A 21100-nucleotide genomic window follows, 5' to 3' on the forward strand; every position below is an offset into this window, starting at 1 on the left:
TACAGCGCGCGGGCGGGTCGACCCGCGGATTCGAGGTGGACAGGGTGCGCACTGTGGGCATCGTCGCGGCGGGCCTCGCCGTGCTGCTCGGCTGGCTGGCTGTGGGATCGGTCGCGCCCGCCCGGGCGCAGGCGCTGTTCGGGGCATCGGTGTCGCCGAGCAGCGGACCGGCGGGTTCCCCGTTCACGATCTCCTGGTACACCGACGCCTCGGCCTGGCCGTGCAAGACCGTGTCGTTCAGCAGCCAACTGACCGCGCTGCCCACGACGTCCTGGGACCAGCTCTCGCTGTCGTCAACGGTCCCGCCGTCCACCGCGCCGGGCTCCTACGCGATCACCGCCCGCTGCGGCGAGTCCCGGCGCGACCTCACCTTCACCGTCACCAGGTCGGTCCCGACGACGCCCCCGCCACCGTCCACGACCACCGTCTCCCCCGACATCCCGCCACCCACGACGACCACCCCGCCGCGAGTCACCCCGACGCGGACAGCGGCGCCGAGCGCCACCACGCCCACGACGGCGCCACCGAGCACCACCCCGACCGCCCCGCCGCCGACGACGAGCCAGCCGCCGATCACCAGCGGCGACCTGCCGCGCGGGGACCTGCGCCTCGACCGGGCGAGCATCAACCCCGGCGACGAGCTCACCGCCGAGGGCGAGGGCTGCGCGCCCGGCTCGGACGTCGTGCTCAGCTCCGGGGGCGAGCGCGTCGGGACGGCCCGGGCCGACGACAAGGGGGAGTTCACCGCCGGGGTCGAGTTCACCCGGGTCGAACCGGGGCGGCACCTGGTCACCGCCGACTGCGGGGTGCGGCTCAGCGGCTCCGTCGACCAGGTCGTCACCAGCTCGGTGGGCGGCGGGGCGTCCTCGACCCTGGTCGTGCTGGTGTTCTTCGTCCTAGCCTGCGGCGCTGTCGCCCGCTTCGCGTAGGGCCGCGTAGACCTCGGTCCAGCGCGCCGGGTCGGGCGCGTCGGCGGTGGTCAGGCTGACCCGGTCCACGACATCGGCGTAGCGGCGCCGGATCTCCGCCGCCGCCTCGGTGGGCGAGCCGACGACGGCGAAGGTGTTCAGCACGTCGTCGGGAATCCGGTCGGCCATCTCGTCCCACTCGCCGCGCTTGGACAACGCGTAGAGGTCGTCCTGCAGCTCGCCCCACCCGTGCAGCTCAAGAACCGGCCGGTACGCGGGGGTGGACCCGTAGAAGGCGATCTGCTTGCGCACCGAGGCGATCGACGCGGCCAGTTGCTCGTCCGTGCTGCCGGTCGCGACGAAGGACGGCCCGCTGATCTCGAACCCGGCCAGCGGCTTGCCAGCCTTGGCCCGCCCGCGCTCCAGCGCCGGGATGGTCACCTCGCGCAGGTACCGCTCGGTGGTGAAGCTGTGGCACAGCATCCCGTCGGCCACTTCGCCCGCCACCTCGGTCATCCGCTCCCCGACGGCGGCCAGGTAGACCTTGGGGTTGCCGTGCGGGTTGGGCCCCGGGTCGAAGAACGGGGTCATCAGCGTGTGCTGGTAGTGCTCGCCGTGGAACGCCAGCCGCTCGCCGGTCTCGAACGCCGACCAGATCGCCCGCACGGCCAGCACGAACTCGCGCATCCGCGCGGCCGGGGCCGTCCACGGCATGCTGAACCGCTTGGTGATGTGCGGCTTGATCTGCGCGCCCAGCCCCAGGACGAACCGCCCGCCGGAGAGCAGGTGCAGGTCGTTGGCCGCCACCGCCACGGTCATCGGGTTGCGCGCGAAGGCCACCGCGATGGCCGTCACCAGCTCGATGCGCTCGGTCCGCTCCGCGGCCACCGCCAGCGCGACGAACGGGTCCAGTTGCGTCTCGGCCACCCAGGCGCCGTCGTACCCGGCCCGCTCGGCCGCGACGACGGCGTCGGCCGCCTGGGACACCGTGCTCGCGTAACCACCCGAATCCAGCCTCATGGCGGCCACATTAATCTGCCCCCATGCCCCTCTACTCGTTTGAAGGCAAGGCGCCGCAGGTGGACCCCACCGCCTGGATCGCCCCCACCGCCACCCTCGTCGGCGACGTGACGGTCGAGGCGGGGGTGTCGGTCTGGTACGGCGTGGTGATCCGCGCCGACCTCGGCCCGGTCGTGCTGCGCGAGGGCTGCAACATCCAGGACAACTCGGTCATCCACTGCAACAACGAGGGCTGCGAGGTCGGCGCCAACGCCACCATCGGCCACCTCTGCGTCGTGCACGACTGCACGATCGGCGCGGGCGCCCTCATCGGCAACGGCGCGACGATCCAGGACCGCGCCGTGATCGGCGAGCGCACCCTGATCGCGGCGGGCGCGATGGTCGGCCCCGGCACGCACGTGCCCGGCGAGGTCGTGGCCATGGGCGTCCCCGCCAAGCGGCAGGTGCCGCTGGACGGGGTCGCCAAGCTCATGGTCGACCACAACGCGGCGGTCTACCACCACCTCGCCCGCAGGCACGCCGACGGGATCAAGGAGCTCTAAGCCTTCTTGATCGGCTTCAGCGTCCACACCACCGACATCTCGGCGGTGGTCACGCCCTCGCCGTTGGAGATCGTGCAGTCCACCTGGAACTCGGGGCGCTTGCCGGACTCGAGTTCGGCGACGACCTCGTCGGCGGGGCGGGTCAGGACGGCCTCGACCGTGAGGTCGCCCAGCGCCAGCTTCTTGTAGCGGATCTCGGAGCTGACCACCAGCGGCGTCGCCTTCGACATCACGTGGTTGATGGCCGCCAGGCCCACCGCGCCGGAAGCGGTCTCGGCGAGGCCGAACATGACGGCGGCGTGCGGGCCGCCGACGTGGTTGCGCTGGGACTCGACGTCGGTGAGGGCGCAGACCACGCGGGTGGCGCTGACCTCGGTGAACTCCACGCCCGCGGTGCTGACCCAGGGGACGGACTGCTTCATCGCGTCGGCGACCCAGGAGAAGTCGGTGCTCATGGGCGCGACATTACTCGCCGGTAACTTGGTCGCGCCACTGTTAGGCTCACCGGTGACCGCTACTGGCGTGCATGGGTGGAAGTGACCACCGGGGAGCGGTCGAGGCGGAGTTCGGCGCCGAACGCCTGGGCGCCCCGCGCGACCCAGCCGCGCGCAGAAGGGCCCGCCCGTGCACCAGCCAGTCATCCCGTCGCTCACCGCCGCCGACCCCGAGGTCGCCGGACTCGTCGAGGGCGAGGCGCGGCGCCAGTTCGAGAAGGTCCGGCTCATCGCGTCGGAGAACTACGTGTCGCAGGCCGTCCTCGAGGCGACCGGCACCGTGCTGACCAACAAGTACTCCGAGGGCTACCCGGGCAAGCGGTACTACGAGGGCCAGCAGTTCGTCGACCCGGTGGAGGTGCTCGCGGTCGAGCGGGCCAAGGCGCTGTTCGGCGTCGACCACGCCAACGTCCAGCCCTACTCCGGGTCCCCGGCCAACCTGGCGGTCTACCTCGCGCTGGCCAACCCCGGCGACACCGTCATGGGCATGGCGCTGCCCGCGGGCGGCCACCTGACCCACGGCTGGTCGGTCTCGGCGACCGGCAAGTGGTTCAACCCCGTGCGCTACGGCGTGCGCGCGGACACCGGCCGGGTCGACCTCGACCAGGTGCGCGACCTGGCCCGCGCCGAGCGGCCGAAGCTGATCTTCTGCGGCGGCACGGCGATCCCGCGCACCATCGACTTCGCCGGGTTCGCCGAGATCGCCCGCGAGATCGGCGCGGTGCTCGTCGCCGACATCGCGCACATCGCCGGGCTCATCGCGGGCGGGGCGCACCCGTCGCCGGTCGGGCACGCGCAGGTCATCTCCACCACCACGCACAAGACGCTGCGCGGGCCGCGCGGGGCGATGCTGATGTCCGACGCCGAGTTCGCCAAGCGGCTGGACAAGGCGGTCTTCCCCGGCCTGCAGGGCGGCCCGCACAACCACACCACGGCCGCGATCGCCGTGGCGCTGGGCGAGGCGGCCACCCCCGCGTTCGGCGACTACGCCCACGCCGTGGTCGCCAACGCGCGGGCGCTGGCCGAGGCGCTGGTGGAGCGCGGCTTCGACCTGGTCTCCGGTGGCACCGACAACCACCTGGTCCTGGTCGACCTGACCTCGAAGGCGATCGCGGGCAAGCCCGCCGCCCAAGCGCTGGACGCCGCGGGGATCGAGCTGAACTACAACACCGTGCCGTTCGACCCGCGCAAGCCGTTCGACCCGTCCGGCATCCGGCTGGGCACCGCCGCGATCACCACCCGCGGCCTGGGCGTCGAGCAGATGCCCAAGCTCGCCGAGTGGATCGACCGGGCCGTGCGCGCGGGCGCCGAGGACGACGCGGGCGAGATCCGGGCGGTCGCGGGCGAGATCCGCGAGCTGCTCGCGAGCTACCCCATGCCCGGCTGGGCCTGATCCGCGAACACTGCGACCGGAGTCACAGCTTATTGGTTTGCCCGGAGCGGCCCCCGAGGTTCATGCTTGTATCTACCATCTAATTGGGTGCTGCAAGCAACTCGGGGGTCGCAACCATGGTCACGCCGAAGCCCGACGCGCCATCCGCCGAACTGTCCTCGACCGAGGTCGAGCGGGGCGAGCGGCTGGCGAACGCCATCATGGGCTTCGGCAAGCAGCAAGGCGCCTTCATCGCCAGGATGAACCGGACGACTGGGATCGACCGCTCCGCGTTCATCCTGCTCAAGAACCTCCTCCACCTCGGCCCGAGTCGTTCGCGGGCGCTCGCCGAGGCGGTGCACTCCGACCCCTCCACGGTCAGCCGCCAGGTGGCGACGCTGGTCAAGGACGGTCTCGTCGAGCGCCGCGCCGACCCGGAGGACGGACGCGCCAGCCTGCTGGCCGTCACCGCCGCGGGCGTGCGGCTGCTCGAGGAGCAGCGCGCCCGGTTCGCGCTCTCCCTCACCCGCATGGTCCGGCACTGGGAGCCCGCCGACCTCGACCACTTCATCGAGTTGTTCGAGCGCTTCCTCGGCGACCACCAGGACTACCTACCCATCATGATCAACGAGTGCGCCGGACCGGTGCGTTCGGAAGGGGAATCCCGATGAGCACTCCGGTTTCGGATGCCGCGCCGGGGCAACTGAGCCACCGGCAGATCTTGACCGTCCTGTCCGGACTCATGCTCGGCATGCTGCTGGCCGCGCTGGACCAGACGATCATGGCATCGGCGATGAAGACCATCGCCGACCAGCTCCACGGCCAGACGATCCAGGCCTGGGCCACCACCGCCTACCTGATCACCGCCACCATCTCCACCCCGCTCTACGGCAAGCTGTCCGACATCTACGGCCGCAAGCCGCTCTACCTGGTCGCGATCTCCGTCTTCCTGCTCGGCTCGGTGCTCTCGGGCATCGCGGACTCGATGTACGAGCTCGCCGCGTTCCGCGCGGTGCAGGGCCTCGGCGCGGGCGGCCTGATGTCGCTGGCGCTGGCGATCATCGCCGACATGGTCTCGCCGCGCGAGCGCTCCAAGTACCAGGGCTACTTCATGGGCATCTGGGGTCTGTCCTCAGTGGCCGGACCGGTCGTCGGCGGCTTCTTCGCGGACATGCCCACCTTCGCGGGCTTCGACGGGTGGCGCTGGGTCTTCCTGATCAACATCCCGATCGCGCTCGTCGCGCTGGTCGTCGTCGCCCGCTACCTCAACGTCCCGCACAAGCGCGTGCCGCAGCGGGTCGACTACTGGGGCGCGGTCACCCTGACCGTCGGCCTGGTGCCGCTGCTGATCGTCGCCGAGCAGGGCCGGGAGTGGGGCTGGGCCTCCGGCCGCGCGCTGCTGGCCTACGCCCTCGGCGTCGTGGGCGTCGCCGCGTTCGTGGTCGTCGAGAGGCGCATGGGCGACGCCGCGCTGCTGCCGCTGCGCCTGTTCCGCCGCCGGACGTTCGCCCTGGCCAACGCCATCAACTTCATCATGGGCGTGGGCATGTTCGGCATGATGATGTCGCTGCCGCTCTACCTGCAGATCGTCAAGGGCGCGACCCCGACCGAGTCGGGCCTGATGACCCTGCCGATGACCGTCGGCATCCTCGCCGCCGCCCTGGGCTCGGGCGCGCTCATCTCCAAGACCGGCCGCTACCTGCGGTACCCCATCATCGGCCTGGGCGCCCTGGCCGCGGCGCTGTTCCTGTTCGCCACCATCGGCGTCGACACCCCGATCTGGCAGACCATGGGCATCATGCTGCTCGCGGGCGTCGGCCTCGGCCTGAACATGCAGACCCTCATCCTGATCATCCAGAGCGACGCCCCGGTGAAGGACATGGGCGTGGCCACCTCCTCGGCGGCCTTCTTCCGCTCCATCGGCGGCACCGTGGGGACGGCGGTGTTCCTGTCGATCCTGTTCAGCGTCGTCGGGGACCGCATCACCTCCGCCTTCGCCGCCGTCCGGACCGACCCGGCGTTCTTGGCGGCCGCGGGGCAGAACCCGCAGTTCACCCCCGGGGCGGGCATCGACCTGAACAACACCGAGTTCCTGGCCACCCTCGACCCGGTTCTGGCACGGCCGGTGCTGTCCGGGTTCGCCAGCGCGCTCGACACGGTGTTCCTGGTCGGCGGGGTCGTGGTGATGGTGGCTTTCGCGCTGGTCTGGTTCCTCAAGGAGGCACCGCTGTCGACCAAGTCGGGGATCGAGCGGGCCGCGGATGAGGAGCCTGCGCCGGTGGCCATGCACTGAGTCTTGACGTTGTCGCGGAAGGACCCCTGCGCTTGCGGGGGTCCTTCTTGCTATCTGCGAGGACCGCACGCCTGCTCCCCCGCGACGGCGAGGGTCTTGACGCCCGCTTGATCGTCGGTGGTGACGGCGTGGCGGAAAGTGTTGAGCGTTGCTTGTGACCCCGTCGTGCGCGGGGGTGGGGTACCTTTCGCCGTGCGCGTCGTGCTGTCGATCTTCCTGGTTGGGGGGTTGATCATTGCCGGGGCGTGGGGGCTGGGCGTTGCGCGCGACCGGGGGGCTCCTCCGGCGGCGCCTGCCACCACTACGAAGAACCGCTGCGAACTCGGCGCCGGTGGCCCCGTGGTGTCCGAGCCCGCCGCCGCTGCCCGAGGTCGCGTGGAGGCGGCGTGGCAGCGCATCGATGAGTGGTTGCGGGACTTCGCGCCCGCGACGGCGGAGCGGTGGAACGCGCCCGCGACGCCGGAGCAGATCGCGGAGTTGCAGCGCGAGCTCGGGGTGCAACTGCCCGGCGACCTCGTGGTCAGCCTGGGCGTGCACAACGGGGCCAGGGTCGGCGGCTTCACGCTGCCGCCGCTCTACGCGCCGCTGTCGACCACGGAGATCAGCCGCAAGGCGCGTGAGCTGTGTGCGCGGGTCGCCGAGTGGGACGGGCAGTTCGTGCCGTTCGCCTCCGGTGGCGCGGGGAGCGTGCTCTACCTCGACCAACGCGGTGCGGCCAGGTTGGCGGAGCACTCCGGCGCGGGGCGGGGCGGGTGGCCACCGACCCTGCCCGACCTGCTGGAGCAGACCGCCGAGCTGCTCAGCTCCGGCACTGGCCCACTGGCCGCGCGCTACCGGCCGACTGTCGACGGCGACGGTGCGCTGGGGTGGGTCGTCCGCTGATCACGGGCCCCGCGCCTGGCGTGCGCGCGGGGCCTGGTCCGCGACGGCGTCAGTGCAGGGTGAGACCCGACTCCTTGAGCCGCTTGTACGAGCGCTCGATCTCGGCCTCCGCCTCGGTCCGGCCGACCCAGCTCGCGCCCTCGACGCTCTTGCCCGGCTCGAGGTCCTTGTAGACCTCGAAGAAGTGCTGGATCTCCAGGCGGTGGTACTCGGCCAGGTGGTGGATGTCGCGCAGGTGCTCGGTGCGCGGATCGTTGGCCGGGACGCACAGGACCTTGTCGTCGCCGCCCTTCTCATCGGTCATGCGGAACATGCCGATGGTCCTGGCCTTGATCAGGCAGCCGGGGAAAGTCGGCTCCTGGACCAGCACCAGCGCGTCCAACGGGTCGCCGTCCTCGCCGAGCGTGTTCTCGATGAACCCGTAGTCGGCTGGGTACTGCGTGGCGGTGAACAGCGTGCGGTCGAGACGGATGCGGCCCGTCTCGTGGTCCACCTCGTACTTGTTTCGGTTCCCCTTGGGGATCTCGATGGTGACGTCGAACTCCACGCCGTCCCTCGCTCGTCTCGGCTGCTTCTGCTACTTCACTAGTGTGGACCACACCGTGCGGGCGTCCCGCACCGATACCGGCGGACGTGGTGCGACCGTTCACAGGCCACCAGGGGAGGACTCAGCGTGCCCGAGCAGGACCATACCTCCGGGCAGCCCGGTGACCCCACCGCCGACACCCCTGCTGAGCAGGTAAAACGTCCCCTGGCGGATTCGCAGGGTACCCCGGACTGGCCCGCGCAGGACACCGCCGCTTGGCCTGATGAGGACGACGACAGCGCCGCTCCCCAGGCGGGGGCCGTCGCGGCGGCCCCGGGAAGTGACGAGTCCCACGTCTCACCGAGCGAAGCGGAACCGGACAAACCCCTCACACCTTCGGGTGAAAGCGCCGCCTGGCCCGAGGTCGATGAGGAAGCAGGACCGGTCGCGGGGGAGTCCCCGGGCGGGACCGAGGCCCCGGACGAGCCGGTCGTCGAGGCCCAGTGGCCCGCCGACCAGGAGGACTCGGACGAGCCTGCGGCTGAGGCCGGGTCGGGGTCGGCGGACGTTGCTGACGCCGATCCCGTCGAGGTCGAGTCGGAGGACGAGCCCGCGGCTGAGCCGGAAGCGGACGCGCTGGCTGAGCCCGAGGCGGCCGAGCCCGAGGTGGTCGGGCAGGCCGATCCTGACCAGGCTGAGCCCGAGGTGGCTGAGCCGGAGGTGGCTGAGCCGCAGCCGGACGAGGTGGCAGCGGAGGCGTCTGAGCCTGCTGAGATCGACCATGCTGCGGAGCCGGAGCCGGAGCCGGAGCCGGAGCCGGAGCTGGCCGAGGCGGCGCGGCCCGAGCCTGAGCAGGCCGAGCCCGAGGCGGCCGAGCCCGAGCAGAACGAGCCCGAGCAGAACGAGCCCGAGCAGAACGAGCCCGAGCCCGCTGTCGCGGCCATCGTGGATCAAGAAGACGACCCCCGAACCGAGCCCGACGCCGAGCCCACCGAGGACGCGCAGGCCCCGGCGGGGGCGGCGCAGCCGCGGGTCCCGTCGTTCTCGTTCAACTGGAACGTCGGCGCGCCCGTCGAGGTGCTCGACGACGAACCGGAGGTCGTGCGGGCCGGCGACGAGCGGGTCGCGGGGGCCTATGCGCTCGTCGACGACCTGGACGAGGACGCCCTCGACGACAGCGAGGAGTTCGTCGCGGAGGTGCCCGCCGCCGAGCGGACGAGCCTCATCCCCATCGCGGACCTGCCGCGGGCCGGGCAGCCGCCCTCAGAGTCCGCCGAGTCCGCCGAGTCCGACGAGTCCGGGGCGGAGGCGACCGGGCTCATCCGGCTGCCCGAGCAGCCCCCGCGCGACACCTCGGACGCCGAGCGCACCGGCCTGATCCGCGTCCCACCTGAGCTCCGCGTCGACAGCGACACCACCGCCCTCCCGCGCCCGGCCACAGGCCAGGACCGCGCCGACAGCACCGCGGCCCTGCCCCTCCCCGAGGCGCCCCAGGCCCCGGACCGCACCGCCCCCCGCCCGCCCGCCCCGGCCTGGGGCCGCGCCACGCCGCCCGAGGCCCCGGCCGAGCGCACCCAGGTCACCGGCCTGTCCCCGGTCCGGCCCGCCGAGCGCACCCAGGTCATCCGCCTCCCGGGGCCCGCCGAGGTCACCGAGCCGGCCGACGAGGCGCCGCCCGCCGCCGAGCCCGCGCGCGCCAAGCCCCAGCGCATCCAGCCGAGCACCCCCGAGCCCGAGGCGCCCCGCAAGTCCCGCAGGGGCCTGGTCACCGCCGTGGCGCTGGTCGCCGCGGTCGCGATCGCGGCGGCGGTGGTCTTCCTGGTGCCGGGGTTGGCCGCGCAGATCGGCCTGACCAGCGGGGAGCCGGAGGCCAGTGCGCCGCCGCCCGCCGCCGTCGAGTTCACGCCGACGCTCAAGGGGCCCGGCGGGGACGCCGCACCGCCGACGGCGGCGGGGGTGCGCAGCGCGCTGGCCGGGCCCCTCGGCGACCCGGCCCTGGGCACGTTGACCGGCGTGGTGCTCGACCCGGCCACCGGCGAGGTGCTGTTCTCCCAGGGCGCTGACACCCCGCTCGTGCCCGCGTCGACGACCAAGCTGCTGACCTCGGCGGCGGCGCTGCTCGTGCTGCCGCCCGCCGACCAGTGGGTCACCCGCGTCGTCCAGGGCGACAAGCCCGGCACGGTCATCATCATCGGCGGCGGCGACCCCACGCTGTCCTCGCTCGAGCCTGGCAAGAACTCGGTCTACCCGGGCGCGGCACACCTGACCGACCTGGTCAACCAGGTGAAGACCACAGGGGCGGTCGACACGGTGCTGCTCGACCTCGACCGGTACACCGGGCCGCTGCTGGCCGACGGCTGGCTGCCCGGCGACGTCGGCGTGGGCTACATCTCGCCGATGGTGCCCGCGATGCTCGACGGCGGCCGCGCCGACGCCACCAAGGCCACCTCGCCGCGCGCGCAGAACCCGGCGCGCGACCTGGCCGAGGAGTTCGCCGAGCGGATCGGCGCGCAGGTGCCGGACAACGCCATCACCCAGGCGCCCGCCGGGGCCAAGGTGCTCGGCGAGGTGCGGTCGGCGCCGTTCGTGGAGCTGGTCGACACCAGCCTGCAGCGGTCGGACAACGTGCTCGCCGAGGCGCTCGGCCGCGAGGTCGCGCGGGCCAAGGGCAAGGACCCGTCGTTCGCAGGCGCGCGCGAAGCGGTGATCGAGACGTTGCGGGAGAACGGGTTCGACACCACCTCACTGGAGCTCAGTGACGGCAGTGGACTGTCCACCGACAACAAGGTGACCGTGGCGCTGCTGGCCGACGTGCTCGAGGTCGCCGCGTCGCCGGACGGCGGCGACCAGCGCACCGCCAAGCTGCGCCCGCTGCTCGGCGCGCTGCCCGTCGCGGGCGGCAGCGGCACCCTCGCCACCCGCTACCAGCAGGGTGGCGGGCAGCCCGGCCGCGGCTGGGTGCGGGCCAAGACCGGCACCCTGTCCGGGGTCAACACGCTCGCCGGGGTGGTGCTCGACGAGGACGGCCGGGTGCTGGTGTTCGCGCTGATGTCGAACGGCGCGGACGGCCCGGGGACCCGGCCCGCCCTGGACACGATCGCGGCCGCGCTGCGCGGCTGCGGCTGCCGGTGAGGGGTTTTCAGCTCGGGTAGCGTCGTGGGGGTGAACGCGACCAGGACGGATGCCGCCGTGCACGCGGGGCACGACGCGAGCCCCGGGGTCCCGCCGATCGATTGGGACGTCGCCGTCTCGACCGCGAGCAGACTCGTCCGCCCCGGTCCGTCCGTGCCCGTGGCCGAGGCCGAGGCGTCGGTGGCCCGGCTGCGGTCGATCACCGCCGAGGCCGAGGGGCACGTGCGCGAGCTGACCGGGCTCGGCGGCGGGCCGCTGCTCGACGGGGTCGTGGTCGACCGCGCGTCGTGGCTGCGCAGCGCCGCGGACGGCATCGCCGCGATGACCGACGGCGCGCTGCCCACCCGCACCGGCAAGGCCGCCGCGGTCATGGCCGGGACCGCCGGGGTGCAGGCGGGCGTGGTGCTGGCCTACCTGGGCAGCCGGGTGCTCGGCCAGTACGACCCGTTCGCGGGCGAGTCCGGGAAGCTGCTGCTGGTCGCGCCGAACATCGTCGCCGCGCGCCGGGCGCTGGAGGTCGACGCCGCCGACTTCGACATGTGGGTCTGCCTGCACGAGTGCACCCACCGGCTGCAGTTCACCGCCGTGCCGTGGCTGCGCGGGTACTTCCGCGACCAGGTCGCGGGCTTCGTCGGCGGGCTCGAGGACTCGGCGGAGAGCCTGAGCACCCGGCTGCCGGAGCTGCTCAAGGCGGCCAGGGGCAAGCCGGACCCGACGTCGTCGTCCGGTCCGATGGGCGTGGTCGAGTTGATGCAGTCGCCCGCCCAGCGGGCGGTGTTCGACCGGCTGATCGCGATGTCGACGCTGCTGGAGGGGCACGCCGACCACGTCATGGACGCCGTCGGCCCGGTGGTCGTGCCCAGCGTGACCACCATCCGCAAGCGCTTCACCGAGCGGCGCAAGGGCGGCGGGCTGCTCGACCGCGTGCTGCGCAGCCTGCTCGGCGTCGACGCCAAGATGAAGCAGTACGCGGTCGGCGCGAAGTTCACCACCGAGGTGGTCGACACCGTCGGCATGACCGCGTTCAACGCGATCTGGACCTCGCCGGAGACGCTGCCGCTGCGCTCCGAGCTGAGCGACCCGCAGGCCTGGGTCCGCCGCGTCTGCCCATGAGCCGCAAACCGCACCCAGCGGTCGCCGAGACCAGGGTCGCGGTGCGCAGGCTCTTCGGTGGTCGGGACGCGGACGTGTGCGTCGCCGTGTCCGGTGGCGCCGACTCGCTGGCCCTGGCCGCCGCCGCCCGCCACGAGTGCGACCGCGTCGAGGGCCTGGTCGTCGACCACGGCCTGCAGGCAGGCTCCGCCGAGGTCGCGGCCAGGGCCGCCGAGCAGCTCGACGGGCTCGGCTTCGACGCCGTGCGGGTGCTGACCGTCGTCGTCGACGGCCCCGGCGGTCCGGAGGCCGCCGCCCGCCGCGCCCGCCACACCGCGCTGCGCTCAGCGGCCGGGGCCCGCCTCATCCTGCTCGGCCACACCCGCGACGACCAGGCCGAGACCGTGCTGCTCGGCCTCGGCCGCGGGTCCGGGCCGCGCTCCATCGCCGGGATGCGCCCGCTCGACCCGCCCTGGGCCCGCCCGCTGCTGGGCGTCGCGCGGGCCACCACCCGCCGGGCGTGCGCCGCGCTCGGCCTCGAGCCGTGGGACGACCCGCACAACACCGACCCCCGCTTCACCCGCGTCCGGCTGCGCGGCGAGGTGCTGCCGCTCCTCGAGGACGTCCTGCAGGGCGGGGTCGCGGCCGCGCTGGCGCGCACCGCCGCCCAGTTGCAGGACGATCTCGCCGCCCTCGACGAACTCGCCGAGGGGCTCGAACCCGACCCGGCCACCCTCGCCACCGTGCCCGCCGCGCTGCGCCGCCGGGCGCTGCGCCGCTGGTTGGCGGGGTGCGGGGTCTCCGGGTTGACCGACGCGCACCTGCGCTCGGTGGAGGAACTCGTCACGCGGTGGCGAGGTCAGGGGGGTGTGGCGCTGCCCGGTGGCTTGGTGGCGCGCCGCGCGCATGGCAGGCTCACCTGTGGAAGGCCGGAAACCTGAGAGGGGTGCCGTGTACGACGGCGATATCGCGTCCGTGCTCATCTCCAAGCAGGAGATCGACGAGAAGATCACGGAGCTGGCCACCAAGGTGGCCGCCGACTACCCGGAGAGCGGCTCGGACCTGGTCCTCGTCGGGGTCCTCAAGGGCGCGGTCATGTTCATGACCGACTTCGCCCGCGCCCTGCCGGTGCCGGTCCAGTTGGAGTTCATGGCGGTGAGCTCGTACGGCTCGGCCACGTCGTCGTCGGGGGTGGTCCGCATCCTCAAGGACCTCGACCGCGACATCGCGGGCCGTGACGTGGTGATCGTCGAGGACATCATCGACTCCGGGCTGACGCTGTCCTGGCTGCTCAAGAACCTGGCCTCGCGCAACCCGCGCTCGCTGGAGGTGGTGACGCTGCTGCGCAAGCCGGACGCGATCAAGGTCGAGGTGCCGGTCAAGTACGTGGGCTTCGAGATCCCCAACGAGTTCGTCGTCGGCTACGGCCTGGACTACGCCGAGCGCTACCGGGACCTGCCCTACATCGGCACGCTCGATCCCAAGGTGTACTCGGGGTAGCGGTCGGACCCGGCGCGGATGGGCTGTGACCGGCGGGAACCCGGCCGGCCGGTCGCGCGTTGACCCCTCTGTGGCGCCCCTCCGGGCTTCGTCCGGTGAGGGCGCCCACGCGGACGGTACTCTGGTGGGACCGGAGGCCCCGTCCGGTCGGGCAATGGTCGTCATTGCCCCCAGGGCAAGTCAGGGAGGGTGGAGGCCGCCGCCGCGGCCGTAAGCGCATGGATCGCAAGCGCCTGCTTCGCAACCCGCTGCTGTGGATCTTGGCTGCGGTGTTGATCTATTTGGTCTTCAGCCAGCTCTTCGACGACACGCGCGGGTATACGAACGTGTCCACGTCGAAGGCTGTGGCCCAGATCACCGCCGGCAACGTCAAGGAAGCCGAACTCGGTGACAAGGAGCAGCAGCTCAAGCTCACCCTCAACAACGCCATCGAGCAGGACGGGCAGCAGGTCACCCAGATCCTGACGCAGTTCCCGGCCAGGGCGACGCCGTCGATCTACGACCAGCTGATCGACTCGGGCCAGACCGACTTCAAGACCGAGGTCACCCAGGAGTCCTTCCTCACCCAGATCCTGATCTTCCTCATCCCGCTCGGCCTGCTCCTGCTGCTGCTGATGTGGATGATGAACAACGTCCAGGGCGGCGGGAACCGGGTGATGAACTTCGGCAAGTCCAAGGCCAAGCAGTTGTCCAAGGACATGCCCAAGACGACGTTCGCCGACGTCGCGGGCGCCGACGAGGCCGTCGAAGAGCTCTACGAGATCAAGGACTTCCTGCAGAACCCGGGCCGCTACCAGGCCCTGGGCGCGAAGATCCCCAAGGGCGTGCTGCTCTACGGGCCCCCCGGGACCGGCAAGACCCTGCTCGCCCGCGCCGTCGCGGGTGAGGCCGGGGTGCCGTTCTACTCGATCTCCGGCTCCGACTTCGTCGAGATGTTCGTCGGTGTCGGCGCCTCCCGGGTGCGCGACCTGTTCGAGCAGGCCAAGCAGAACTCCCCGTGCATCATCTTCGTCGACGAGATCGACGCGGTCGGCCGCCAGCGCGGCGCGGGCCTCGGCGGCGGCCACGACGAGCGCGAGCAGACGCTGAACCAGTTGCTGGTCGAGATGGACGGCTTCGACGCGCGCGGCGGAATCATCCTCATCGCGGCCACCAACCGGCCCGACATCCTGGACCCGGCGCTGCTGCGCCCCGGCCGGTTCGACCGGCAGATCCCGGTGTCGGCCCCGGACATGTCCGGCCGCAAGAAGATCCTGCAGGTGCACGGCAGCGGCAAGCCGATGGGCGACGACGTCGACCTCGACGGCTTGGCCAAGCGCACCGTCGGCATGTCCGGCGCCGACCTGGCCAACGTGCTCAACGAGGCGGCGCTGCTCACCGCGCGCCAGGGCGGCACGCTGATCACCGGCGCGGCGCTGGAGGAGTCGGTCGACCGCGTCGTCGGCGGCCCGGCCCGAAAGAGCCGGATCATCTCCGAGAAGGAGAAGAAGATCACGGCCTACCACGAGGGCGGGCACGCGCTCGCCGCGTGGGCCATGCCCGACCTGGAGCCGGTCTACAAGCTCACGATCCTGCCGCGCGGGCGCACCGGCGGGCACGCGCTGGTCGTCCCCGAGGACGACAAGCAGATCATGACCCGCTCGGAGATGATCGCCCGCCTGGTGTTCGCCCTCGGCGGCCGCTCGGCCGAGGAGCTGGTGTTCCACGAGCCGACGACCGGCGCGTCCAGCGACATCGACCAGGCGACCAAGATCGCCAAGGCGATGGTGACCGAGTACGGGATGAGCGCCAAGCTCGGCGCCGTCCGCTACGGCCAGGAGCAGGGCGACCCGTTCCTGGGCCGGTCGATGGGCCACGGGGCGGACTACTCCCTCGAGGTCGCGCACGGCATCGACGAGGAGGTGCGCAAGCTCATCGAGGCCGCGCACACCGAGGCGTGGGAGGTGCTCAACACCTACCGCGACGTGCTCGACAGCCTCGTCGAGGAGCTGCTCGAGCGGGAGACGCTCAACCGCAGCGACCTCGAGCGCATCTTCTCCGGCGTCGAGAAGCGGCCGCGCATCACCGCGTTCAACGACTTCGGCGACCGCACCCCGTCGGACAAGCCGCCGATCAAGACCCGGCGCGAGCTGGCGATCGAGCGCGGCGAGCCGTGGCCGGACGAGCAGGAGAAGGCCCGGCTCGAGGAGAAGGCCAGGCGGGAGACCCCGGTCGCGGTCGCGCCCGGTGGTGGCGACCTGCCCGGCGGCCCGCCGCACAGCACCCCGGAACTGCCGCCCGGCACCAACGGCAAGGGCGCTCCGCCGCCCTACGGCAACCCCGGCGCCAACGGCACGCCGCCCTACGGGCAGACCTACCAGCCCGGTCGCAGCTCGGGCCCGCCGCACTACGGCGCGCCCCCCGGCTGGACCCCGGGCACGGCACCGCGCAACAACGGTCCGCAGTGGAACCCGGCCCCGCAGCCGCCCCAGGGCAACGGCCACCAGGCCGAGCAGCCCAAGGGTGACGAGGCCAACGGTGGTGAACGGGACGCTGACGGGCGCGGCAGCGGTTCCTGATGCGATGGTGGCGGCGTGTGGCCGCCGCGATCGACGGAGGTGCCGATGACGACCACGACAGACGGGGCTGGGACGACAGCAGTCCCAGCCCCGGCGTTCAACCAGGAGCGCGCCCAGCGCGCGGTCCGCGAACTGCTGCTCGCCTGCGGTGAGGACCCCGATCGCGAGGGCCTGCGCGAGACGCCCGCGCGGGTCGCGCGCGCCTACGCGGAGCTGTTCGCCGGTCTCTACACCGACCCCGAGCACGTCCTCGACAAGACCTTCGACGTCGACCACGAGGAACTGGTCCTGGTCACCGACATCCCCATGTACTCCACCTGCGAGCACCACCTGGTGCCCTTCCACGGGGTGGCGCACGTCGGCTACATCCCCGCCCTCACCGGCCGGGTGACGGGGCTGTCCAAGCTGGCCAGGCTCGTCGACCTGTTCGCCAAGCGCCCGCAGGTGCAGGAGCGGCTGACCTCGCAGATCGCCGACGCGGTGATGCGCAAGCTCGACGCGCGCGGGGCCATCGTCGTCATCGAGGCCGAGCACCTGTGCATGGCGATGCGCGGCATCCGCAAACCCGGGGCGCGCACCACCACCTCCGCGCTGCGCGGGCAGTTCAAGACCTCCCCCTCCTCGCGCGCCGAGGCCATGCAGCTCATCAACGGGCGCACCAGGTGACGCTGCCCGCCCCCGGCCGCTGCGCGGTGATGGGGGTCCTCAACGTCACCCCCGACTCGTTCTCCGACGGTGGCCGCTTCCTCGACCTCGACGACGCGATCGCGCACGGCCTGGCGCTGTGGCGGCGCGGCGCGGACCTGGTCGACGTCGGCGGTGAGTCGACCCGGCCCGGCGCCGAGCGCGTTGCCCCGGGGGTCGAGGTCGAGCGGGTCGTGCCCGTCGTGCGCGCGCTGGCCGCCGCGGGCGTCGCGGTCAGCGTCGACACCACCCGCGCGGCCGTCGCCGAGGCGGCGCTGGACGCGGGCGCGCAAGTGATCAACGACGTCTCCGGCGGGCGGGCCGACCCGGCGATGGCCGGGGTCGCCGCCGCGAGCGGGGCGCCGTGGGTGCTGATGCACTGGCGCGGGCACAGCGCCGACATGGCGGCCCTGGCCACCTACGGCGACGTGGTCGCCGACGTCCGCGCCGAACTGCTGACCCAGGTGGACGCGGCGCTGGCCGCGGGCGTCGCGCCGGAGCGGATCGTGCTCGACCCCGGCCTGGGCTTCGCCAAGCGCGCCGAGCACAACTGGGCGCTGCTGCGCGGGCTCGACGTGCTGATCGACACCGGGTTCCCGGTGCTGGTCGGCGCCTCGCGCAAGCGCTTCCTGGGCACCCTGCTCCCCGGTCCCGGTGGGTCGCCGCGGCCCCCGGACGGGCGGGAGGACGCCACCGCCGCGATCACCGCCCTCGCCGCCGCCGCCGGGGTGTGGGGCGTGCGGGTGCACGACGTGGACCGCTCGCTGGACGCGGTCGCCGTGGTGGCCGCCATGAGGGGAGTCCGATGACCGACCGGATCACGCTGACCGGGCTGACCGTGCGCGGCCACCACGGGGTGTTCGAGCACGAGAAGCGCGACGGCCAGGACTTCGTCGTCGACATCACGCTGTGGATCGACCTCGCCGAGGCCGCGGCGACCGACGACCTGACCAAGACCGTGCACTACGGCGAGCTGGCCGAGCGCGCCGCCGCCGTGGTCGCGGGCGAGCCGCACGACCTGATCGAGACGGTCGCCACCCGCATCGCCGATGGCGAGATGGGCGACGACCGCGTGCACGCCGTCGAGGTCACCGTGCACAAACCCGCCGCGCCCATCCCGCTGTCGTTCGCCGACGTCGCCGTCACGGTCCGCCGGTCGCGGCGGTCGCGGGGCGGGGCGCGGTGAGCCGGGCCGTGCTGTCCCTGGGGTCGAACCTGGGGGACCGGCTGGCGCACCTGCGCTCGGCCGTCGCCGCGTTCGCCGATGAGGTCGTCGCTGTCTCACCGGTGTACGAGACCGCGGCGTGGGGTGTGGCTGACCAGCCGGACTTCCTCAACGCCGTCTTGGTGGTCGAGTCACCGTCGGTGGACGAGTGGGGCTGGCTGCGGCGCGGCCAGGCGGCGGAGGACGCCAGCGGCCGGGTCCGCGAGGTCCGCTGGGGGCCCCGGACGCTGGACGTGGACGTGGTCACCGTCGACGGGGTGCGCAGCGACGACCCCGAGCTGCTGCTGCCGCACCCGGGCACGGCCGAGCGGGCGACGGTCCTGGTGCCGTGGCTGGACGTCGAGCCGGACGCGGTCGTGCCGGGCGCGGGTCGGGCGCGGGACCTGCTGGCCGGGCTGGACACCGCCGGGGTGCGCAGGCGCGACGACTTGGAGCTGCGGTGAAGCCGACGAACAAGCAGGACCTGCTGCTGGTGGCGATCGCGGGGGCCGTGATCGGTCTGGGCGGGTTCTCCCTGTTCTACGCAGAGCTGCCGGGGGTTCCGCTGGCCGCCGGGGTTCCGCTGGCGGCGCTGGCCGTGGTCGAGGCGCTGTTCGGGTACGGGCTGCGCTCGCGCGTCCAGGGCAGGCCGGGCAAGCCCGTGCAGGCGCTGTCGGCCGCGCGGGCGCTGGCGCTGGCCAAGGCGTCGTCGGTGCTCGGGTCGCTGATGACCGGTGTGTGGGTCGGGGCGCTGGTCTACCTGCTGCCCAAGCGCGACCGGATCACCGCGGCGGCCGACGACGTGCCGGGCGCGGTGATCGCGGCGGTGAGCGCCGCCCTGCTGGTCGCCGCCGCGCTGTGGCTCGAGCACTGCTGCCGGACCCCGGACGACCCCTACACGGATGAAGAACGATCAACAACGTGAGATCCGTTTGGTCTCGGCCGGGTAACAGGCCGGTACGGTAGGGCGCATGACCGATTCGTCCGGCGAGCGTGACGACCGCGCCCCGATGGCGCGGCTGCTGCTCGTGGCGGGTTTGGTCCTGGCGGCGGGGGCCACCGCGGTCCTGGTCTTCGGCGAGTCGTTGAAGTGGATGCGGCTGGGTGTCGTCGCCGCGCTGTGGGCCGCGCTGGCAGGCACGTTCGTCGCCGCCCGGTACCGCAAGCAGGCGGCCGACCGCGCCGCGTCGACGGCCGAGCTGCGCAAGGTCTACGAGCTCGAGCTCGAGCGCGAGGTCGCCGCCCGCCGCGAGTTCGAGCTGGAGACCGCGGCCGAGGCCAAGCGCACCGCCGAGGAGAAGTCCGCCGCCGACCTGCACGCGCTGCGCTCCGAGCTCAAGGACATGCGCGACTACCTGCAGTCGCTGCTCGGCGGCGAGGTCCTCGTCGAGCGCATCGCCCTGCACGCCGAGGCGATCCGGATGCGCGGCCTGGCCGAGTCGGGCACGGGCGGGCCGGGCAACCTGCGCAGGCTGACCGTCGACCAGCACGCCATCGACCCGCACGACGACGGCTGGTTCGACCGCGACAACGTCGAGCAGGAGTGGAAGCCGTCCTGGGACGCCAACCGCCGCCCGGCCGCCGCCCAGTCCACGCGTTCCCAGCCGCAGCGCCAACCGGACTCCCCGCACGCCGCCCCCACCCGCTCCACCCCGAACAGGCCCGGCGCCGCTCGCCCCGGTCAGGCCGACCCCAAGCGCACCGCGGCCCAGCCCGCCCCGTCCGCGCCGCACGGCCCCGGCCACACCACCCCCGGCCAGCCCGAGCCGCAGCGCGCCCCCGGCCAGGCCCCCTCGCGCGCCGCCGCCCCCCTGACCGCCCGCCGCAGGCCCATCGCCGACGCCCGCCACCCCTCCGACGCCTTCCCCGCGGTCGCCAACCCCGGCGGCGGGCGCCCCCTGCGCACCGACGAGGTGGCCAACCGCCACGTCCCCGCGGAGCCCGAGACCAGCACCTTCCCCGCTGTCGCCCCGGAGTCCCGCCCCGCCCAGGCCCCCGCCGACCGCCGCCCGGTCCGCCGCTCCACCGCCACCGGCGCCTATCCCGCGCCCCAGGCAGACGCCCCCCGGCGCACCCCGACGGGGTCCTTCCCCCCCGTCCAGCCCCCGGCTCGCTCCTCGGCCACCACCGCCCGCACCCAGTCCGCGGATTTCGACGAGCCCCGCCGCGCCCCGCAGGACGCGGCCGACCGCCGCCGCTCCGCGACGGCCCCGCAGGACGCGGCCGACCGCCGCCGCTCCGCGACGGCCCCGCAGGACGCGGCCGAGCCCCGCCGTGCTCCCGCGAACGCCCACTCCGCCCCGCAGGGCCCGGCCGACCCCCGCCCCGCCACGACCGGCGCCTACCCGGCCCCGCAGAACCCCGTCGAGCCGCGCCGCGCTCCCACCGGGACCGCCGAGCCCCGCCGCACCCCCACGGGCGCCTTCCCCCCCGTCGAGCGCAGGCCGGTCCAGGACCCAGGCGAGGGCCGCCGCCGAACCCACACCGGCCAGGAGCAGCCCGAGGGCCGCCGCCGAGCCCCGACCGGCACCTTCCCCGCCGTCCCGGCGGGCGGCGACGTCAGGCAGGAGTCCGGCAGGCACGCCCCGGTCGAACCGGCCGAGGGCCGCCGCCGCGCGCAGACCGGCACCTTCCCCGCGGTCGGGGACCCCGGCCGCCGCAGGCCCGAGTCCGACGACGGCCGCCGCAGGCCGACCGCCGACCAGGACGAGGGCCGCCGCCGCGCCGACACCGGCTCGCACGCGACCCCGCCCGCCGAACAGGGCGGCTCCCACGCCCAGGGCAAGTCCGTGGAGGAACTCCTCGCCGCCCACGGCGCCACCACCGCCATCCCCCGCAGGCACCGCCGCCGCGCCGAGGACTGACCGGGCGACCACCAACCCCCGAGCCTGCC

General features: G+C 73.4%; 20 protein-coding genes and 1 riboswitch. Of the genes, 17 read left to right on the forward strand and 3 right to left on the reverse strand.

The window, feature by feature from the left end:
- The first annotated feature begins 44 nt into the window (after positions 1 to 44).
- Positions 45 to 929 (forward strand): hypothetical protein, encoded by an 885-nt coding sequence (locus GCL84_RS29955; protein ID WP_235926120.1) that lies wholly within the window; start codon positions 45 to 47, stop codon positions 927 to 929.
- Here GCL84_RS29955 and GCL84_RS09695 read toward each other — a convergent pair.
- Positions 897 to 1928, reverse strand: a complete 1032-nt coding sequence (locus GCL84_RS09695) for an LLM class F420-dependent oxidoreductase (RefSeq protein WP_156755060.1) — start codon at positions 1926 to 1928, stop codon at positions 897 to 899. The two genes, GCL84_RS29955 and GCL84_RS09695, sit on opposite strands and share 33 nt — an antisense overlap.
- Before the next feature lie 23 nt (positions 1929 to 1951).
- Here GCL84_RS09695 and GCL84_RS09700 point away from each other — a divergent pair, with 23 nt between their 5' ends.
- Positions 1952 to 2470, forward strand: coding sequence for a gamma carbonic anhydrase family protein (locus GCL84_RS09700; RefSeq protein WP_156755061.1), 519 nt, complete (start codon positions 1952 to 1954; stop codon positions 2468 to 2470).
- On the opposite strand, the gene GCL84_RS09705 is transcribed toward GCL84_RS09700, so the two are convergent.
- Positions 2467 to 2925, reverse strand: coding sequence for a DUF4442 domain-containing protein (locus GCL84_RS09705; RefSeq protein ID WP_156755062.1), 459 nt, complete (start codon positions 2923 to 2925; stop codon positions 2467 to 2469). The two genes, GCL84_RS09700 and GCL84_RS09705, sit on opposite strands and share 4 nt — an antisense overlap.
- A 48-nt stretch (positions 2926 to 2973) precedes the next feature.
- Positions 2974 to 3063, forward strand: a riboswitch (ZMP/ZTP riboswitch).
- Between the two features lie 31 nt (positions 3064 to 3094).
- Here GCL84_RS09705 and GCL84_RS09710 point away from each other — a divergent pair.
- The 4 genes from GCL84_RS09710 to GCL84_RS09725 all read left to right on the forward strand — a co-directional run bounded on the left by GCL84_RS09710 (position 3095) and on the right by GCL84_RS09725 (position 7511).
- Entirely contained in the window at positions 3095 to 4357 is a 1263-nt protein-coding gene (locus GCL84_RS09710; protein WP_156755063.1) for a serine hydroxymethyltransferase, read from the forward strand.
- 116 nt (positions 4358 to 4473) lie between these two features.
- Positions 4474 to 5007 (forward strand): MarR family winged helix-turn-helix transcriptional regulator, encoded by a 534-nt coding sequence (locus GCL84_RS09715; RefSeq protein WP_235926121.1) that lies wholly within the window; start codon positions 4474 to 4476, stop codon positions 5005 to 5007.
- Positions 5004 to 6629, forward strand: a complete 1626-nt coding sequence (locus GCL84_RS09720) for an MDR family MFS transporter (protein ID WP_156755064.1) — start codon at positions 5004 to 5006, stop codon at positions 6627 to 6629. Before GCL84_RS09715 ends, GCL84_RS09720 begins: the two co-directional genes overlap by 4 nt.
- A gap of 342 nt (positions 6630 to 6971) precedes the next feature.
- Complete coding sequence (locus GCL84_RS09725) at positions 6972 to 7511, forward strand: SMI1/KNR4 family protein (protein ID WP_197523132.1); 540 nt, start codon at positions 6972 to 6974, stop codon at positions 7509 to 7511.
- A gap of 49 nt (positions 7512 to 7560) precedes the next feature.
- On the opposite strand, the gene GCL84_RS09730 is transcribed toward GCL84_RS09725, so the two are convergent.
- Entirely contained in the window at positions 7561 to 8058 is a 498-nt protein-coding gene (locus GCL84_RS09730) for an inorganic diphosphatase (RefSeq protein WP_156755066.1), read from the reverse strand.
- A gap of 126 nt (positions 8059 to 8184) precedes the next feature.
- Between GCL84_RS09730 and dacB the strand changes: the two genes are divergently transcribed.
- The 11 genes from dacB (at position 8185) to GCL84_RS09785 (ending at position 21071) form a co-directional block, all read left to right on the forward strand.
- A complete protein-coding gene (gene dacB / locus GCL84_RS09735) occupies positions 8185 to 11169 on the forward strand; it encodes a D-alanyl-D-alanine carboxypeptidase/D-alanyl-D-alanine endopeptidase (RefSeq protein ID WP_156755067.1) in 2985 nt (994 codons plus the stop codon).
- Positions 11170 to 11226: 57 nt separating this feature from the next.
- Positions 11227 to 12282 (forward strand): zinc-dependent metalloprotease, encoded by a 1056-nt coding sequence (locus GCL84_RS09740; protein WP_197523141.1) that lies wholly within the window; start codon positions 11227 to 11229, stop codon positions 12280 to 12282.
- Positions 12279 to 13202, forward strand: a complete 924-nt coding sequence (gene tilS, locus GCL84_RS09745) for a tRNA lysidine(34) synthetase TilS (protein ID WP_156755068.1) — start codon at positions 12279 to 12281, stop codon at positions 13200 to 13202. Before GCL84_RS09740 ends, tilS begins: the two co-directional genes overlap by 4 nt.
- A 10-nt stretch (positions 13203 to 13212) precedes the next feature.
- On the forward strand, positions 13213 to 13761 hold the full coding sequence (gene hpt, locus GCL84_RS09750) for a hypoxanthine phosphoribosyltransferase (protein WP_156755069.1): 549 nt from the start codon (positions 13213 to 13215) through the stop codon (positions 13759 to 13761).
- A gap of 218 nt (positions 13762 to 13979) precedes the next feature.
- Positions 13980 to 16319, forward strand: a complete 2340-nt coding sequence (gene ftsH, locus GCL84_RS09755; protein ID WP_156755070.1) for an ATP-dependent zinc metalloprotease FtsH — start codon at positions 13980 to 13982, stop codon at positions 16317 to 16319.
- A 45-nt stretch (positions 16320 to 16364) separates the two neighbouring features.
- Positions 16365 to 16985, forward strand: a complete 621-nt coding sequence (folE, locus tag GCL84_RS09760) for a GTP cyclohydrolase I FolE (protein ID WP_156755071.1) — start codon at positions 16365 to 16367, stop codon at positions 16983 to 16985.
- Positions 16986 to 17014: 29 nt separating this feature from the next.
- Positions 17015 to 17812 carry a dihydropteroate synthase gene (gene folP / locus GCL84_RS09765; protein WP_197523142.1) on the forward strand — a complete coding sequence of 266 codons (798 nt, stop codon included), beginning with the start codon at positions 17015 to 17017 and terminating at the stop codon, positions 17810 to 17812.
- Positions 17809 to 18189: a dihydroneopterin aldolase gene (folB, locus tag GCL84_RS09770; RefSeq protein ID WP_156755072.1), complete on the forward strand. Its 381-nt coding sequence runs from the start codon at positions 17809 to 17811 to the stop codon at positions 18187 to 18189. Before folP ends, folB begins: the two co-directional genes overlap by 4 nt.
- Positions 18186 to 18671 (forward strand): 2-amino-4-hydroxy-6-hydroxymethyldihydropteridine diphosphokinase, encoded by a 486-nt coding sequence (folK, locus tag GCL84_RS09775; RefSeq protein WP_156755073.1) that lies wholly within the window; start codon positions 18186 to 18188, stop codon positions 18669 to 18671. Before folB ends, folK begins: the two co-directional genes overlap by 4 nt.
- A complete protein-coding gene (locus tag GCL84_RS09780) occupies positions 18668 to 19132 on the forward strand; it encodes a DUF3180 domain-containing protein (RefSeq protein ID WP_156755074.1) in 465 nt (154 codons plus the stop codon). The genes folK and GCL84_RS09780 overlap by 4 nt, the downstream gene beginning before the upstream one ends.
- A gap of 46 nt (positions 19133 to 19178) precedes the next feature.
- Complete coding sequence (locus tag GCL84_RS09785; RefSeq protein ID WP_156755075.1) at positions 19179 to 21071, forward strand: DUF6779 domain-containing protein; 1893 nt, start codon at positions 19179 to 19181, stop codon at positions 21069 to 21071.
- The last annotated feature ends 29 nt before the right edge of the window (positions 21072 to 21100 follow it).

It is taken from the genome of Actinokineospora pegani (assembly GCF_009745975.1).
Lineage (GTDB): Bacteria > Actinomycetota > Actinomycetes > Mycobacteriales > Pseudonocardiaceae > Actinokineospora > Actinokineospora pegani.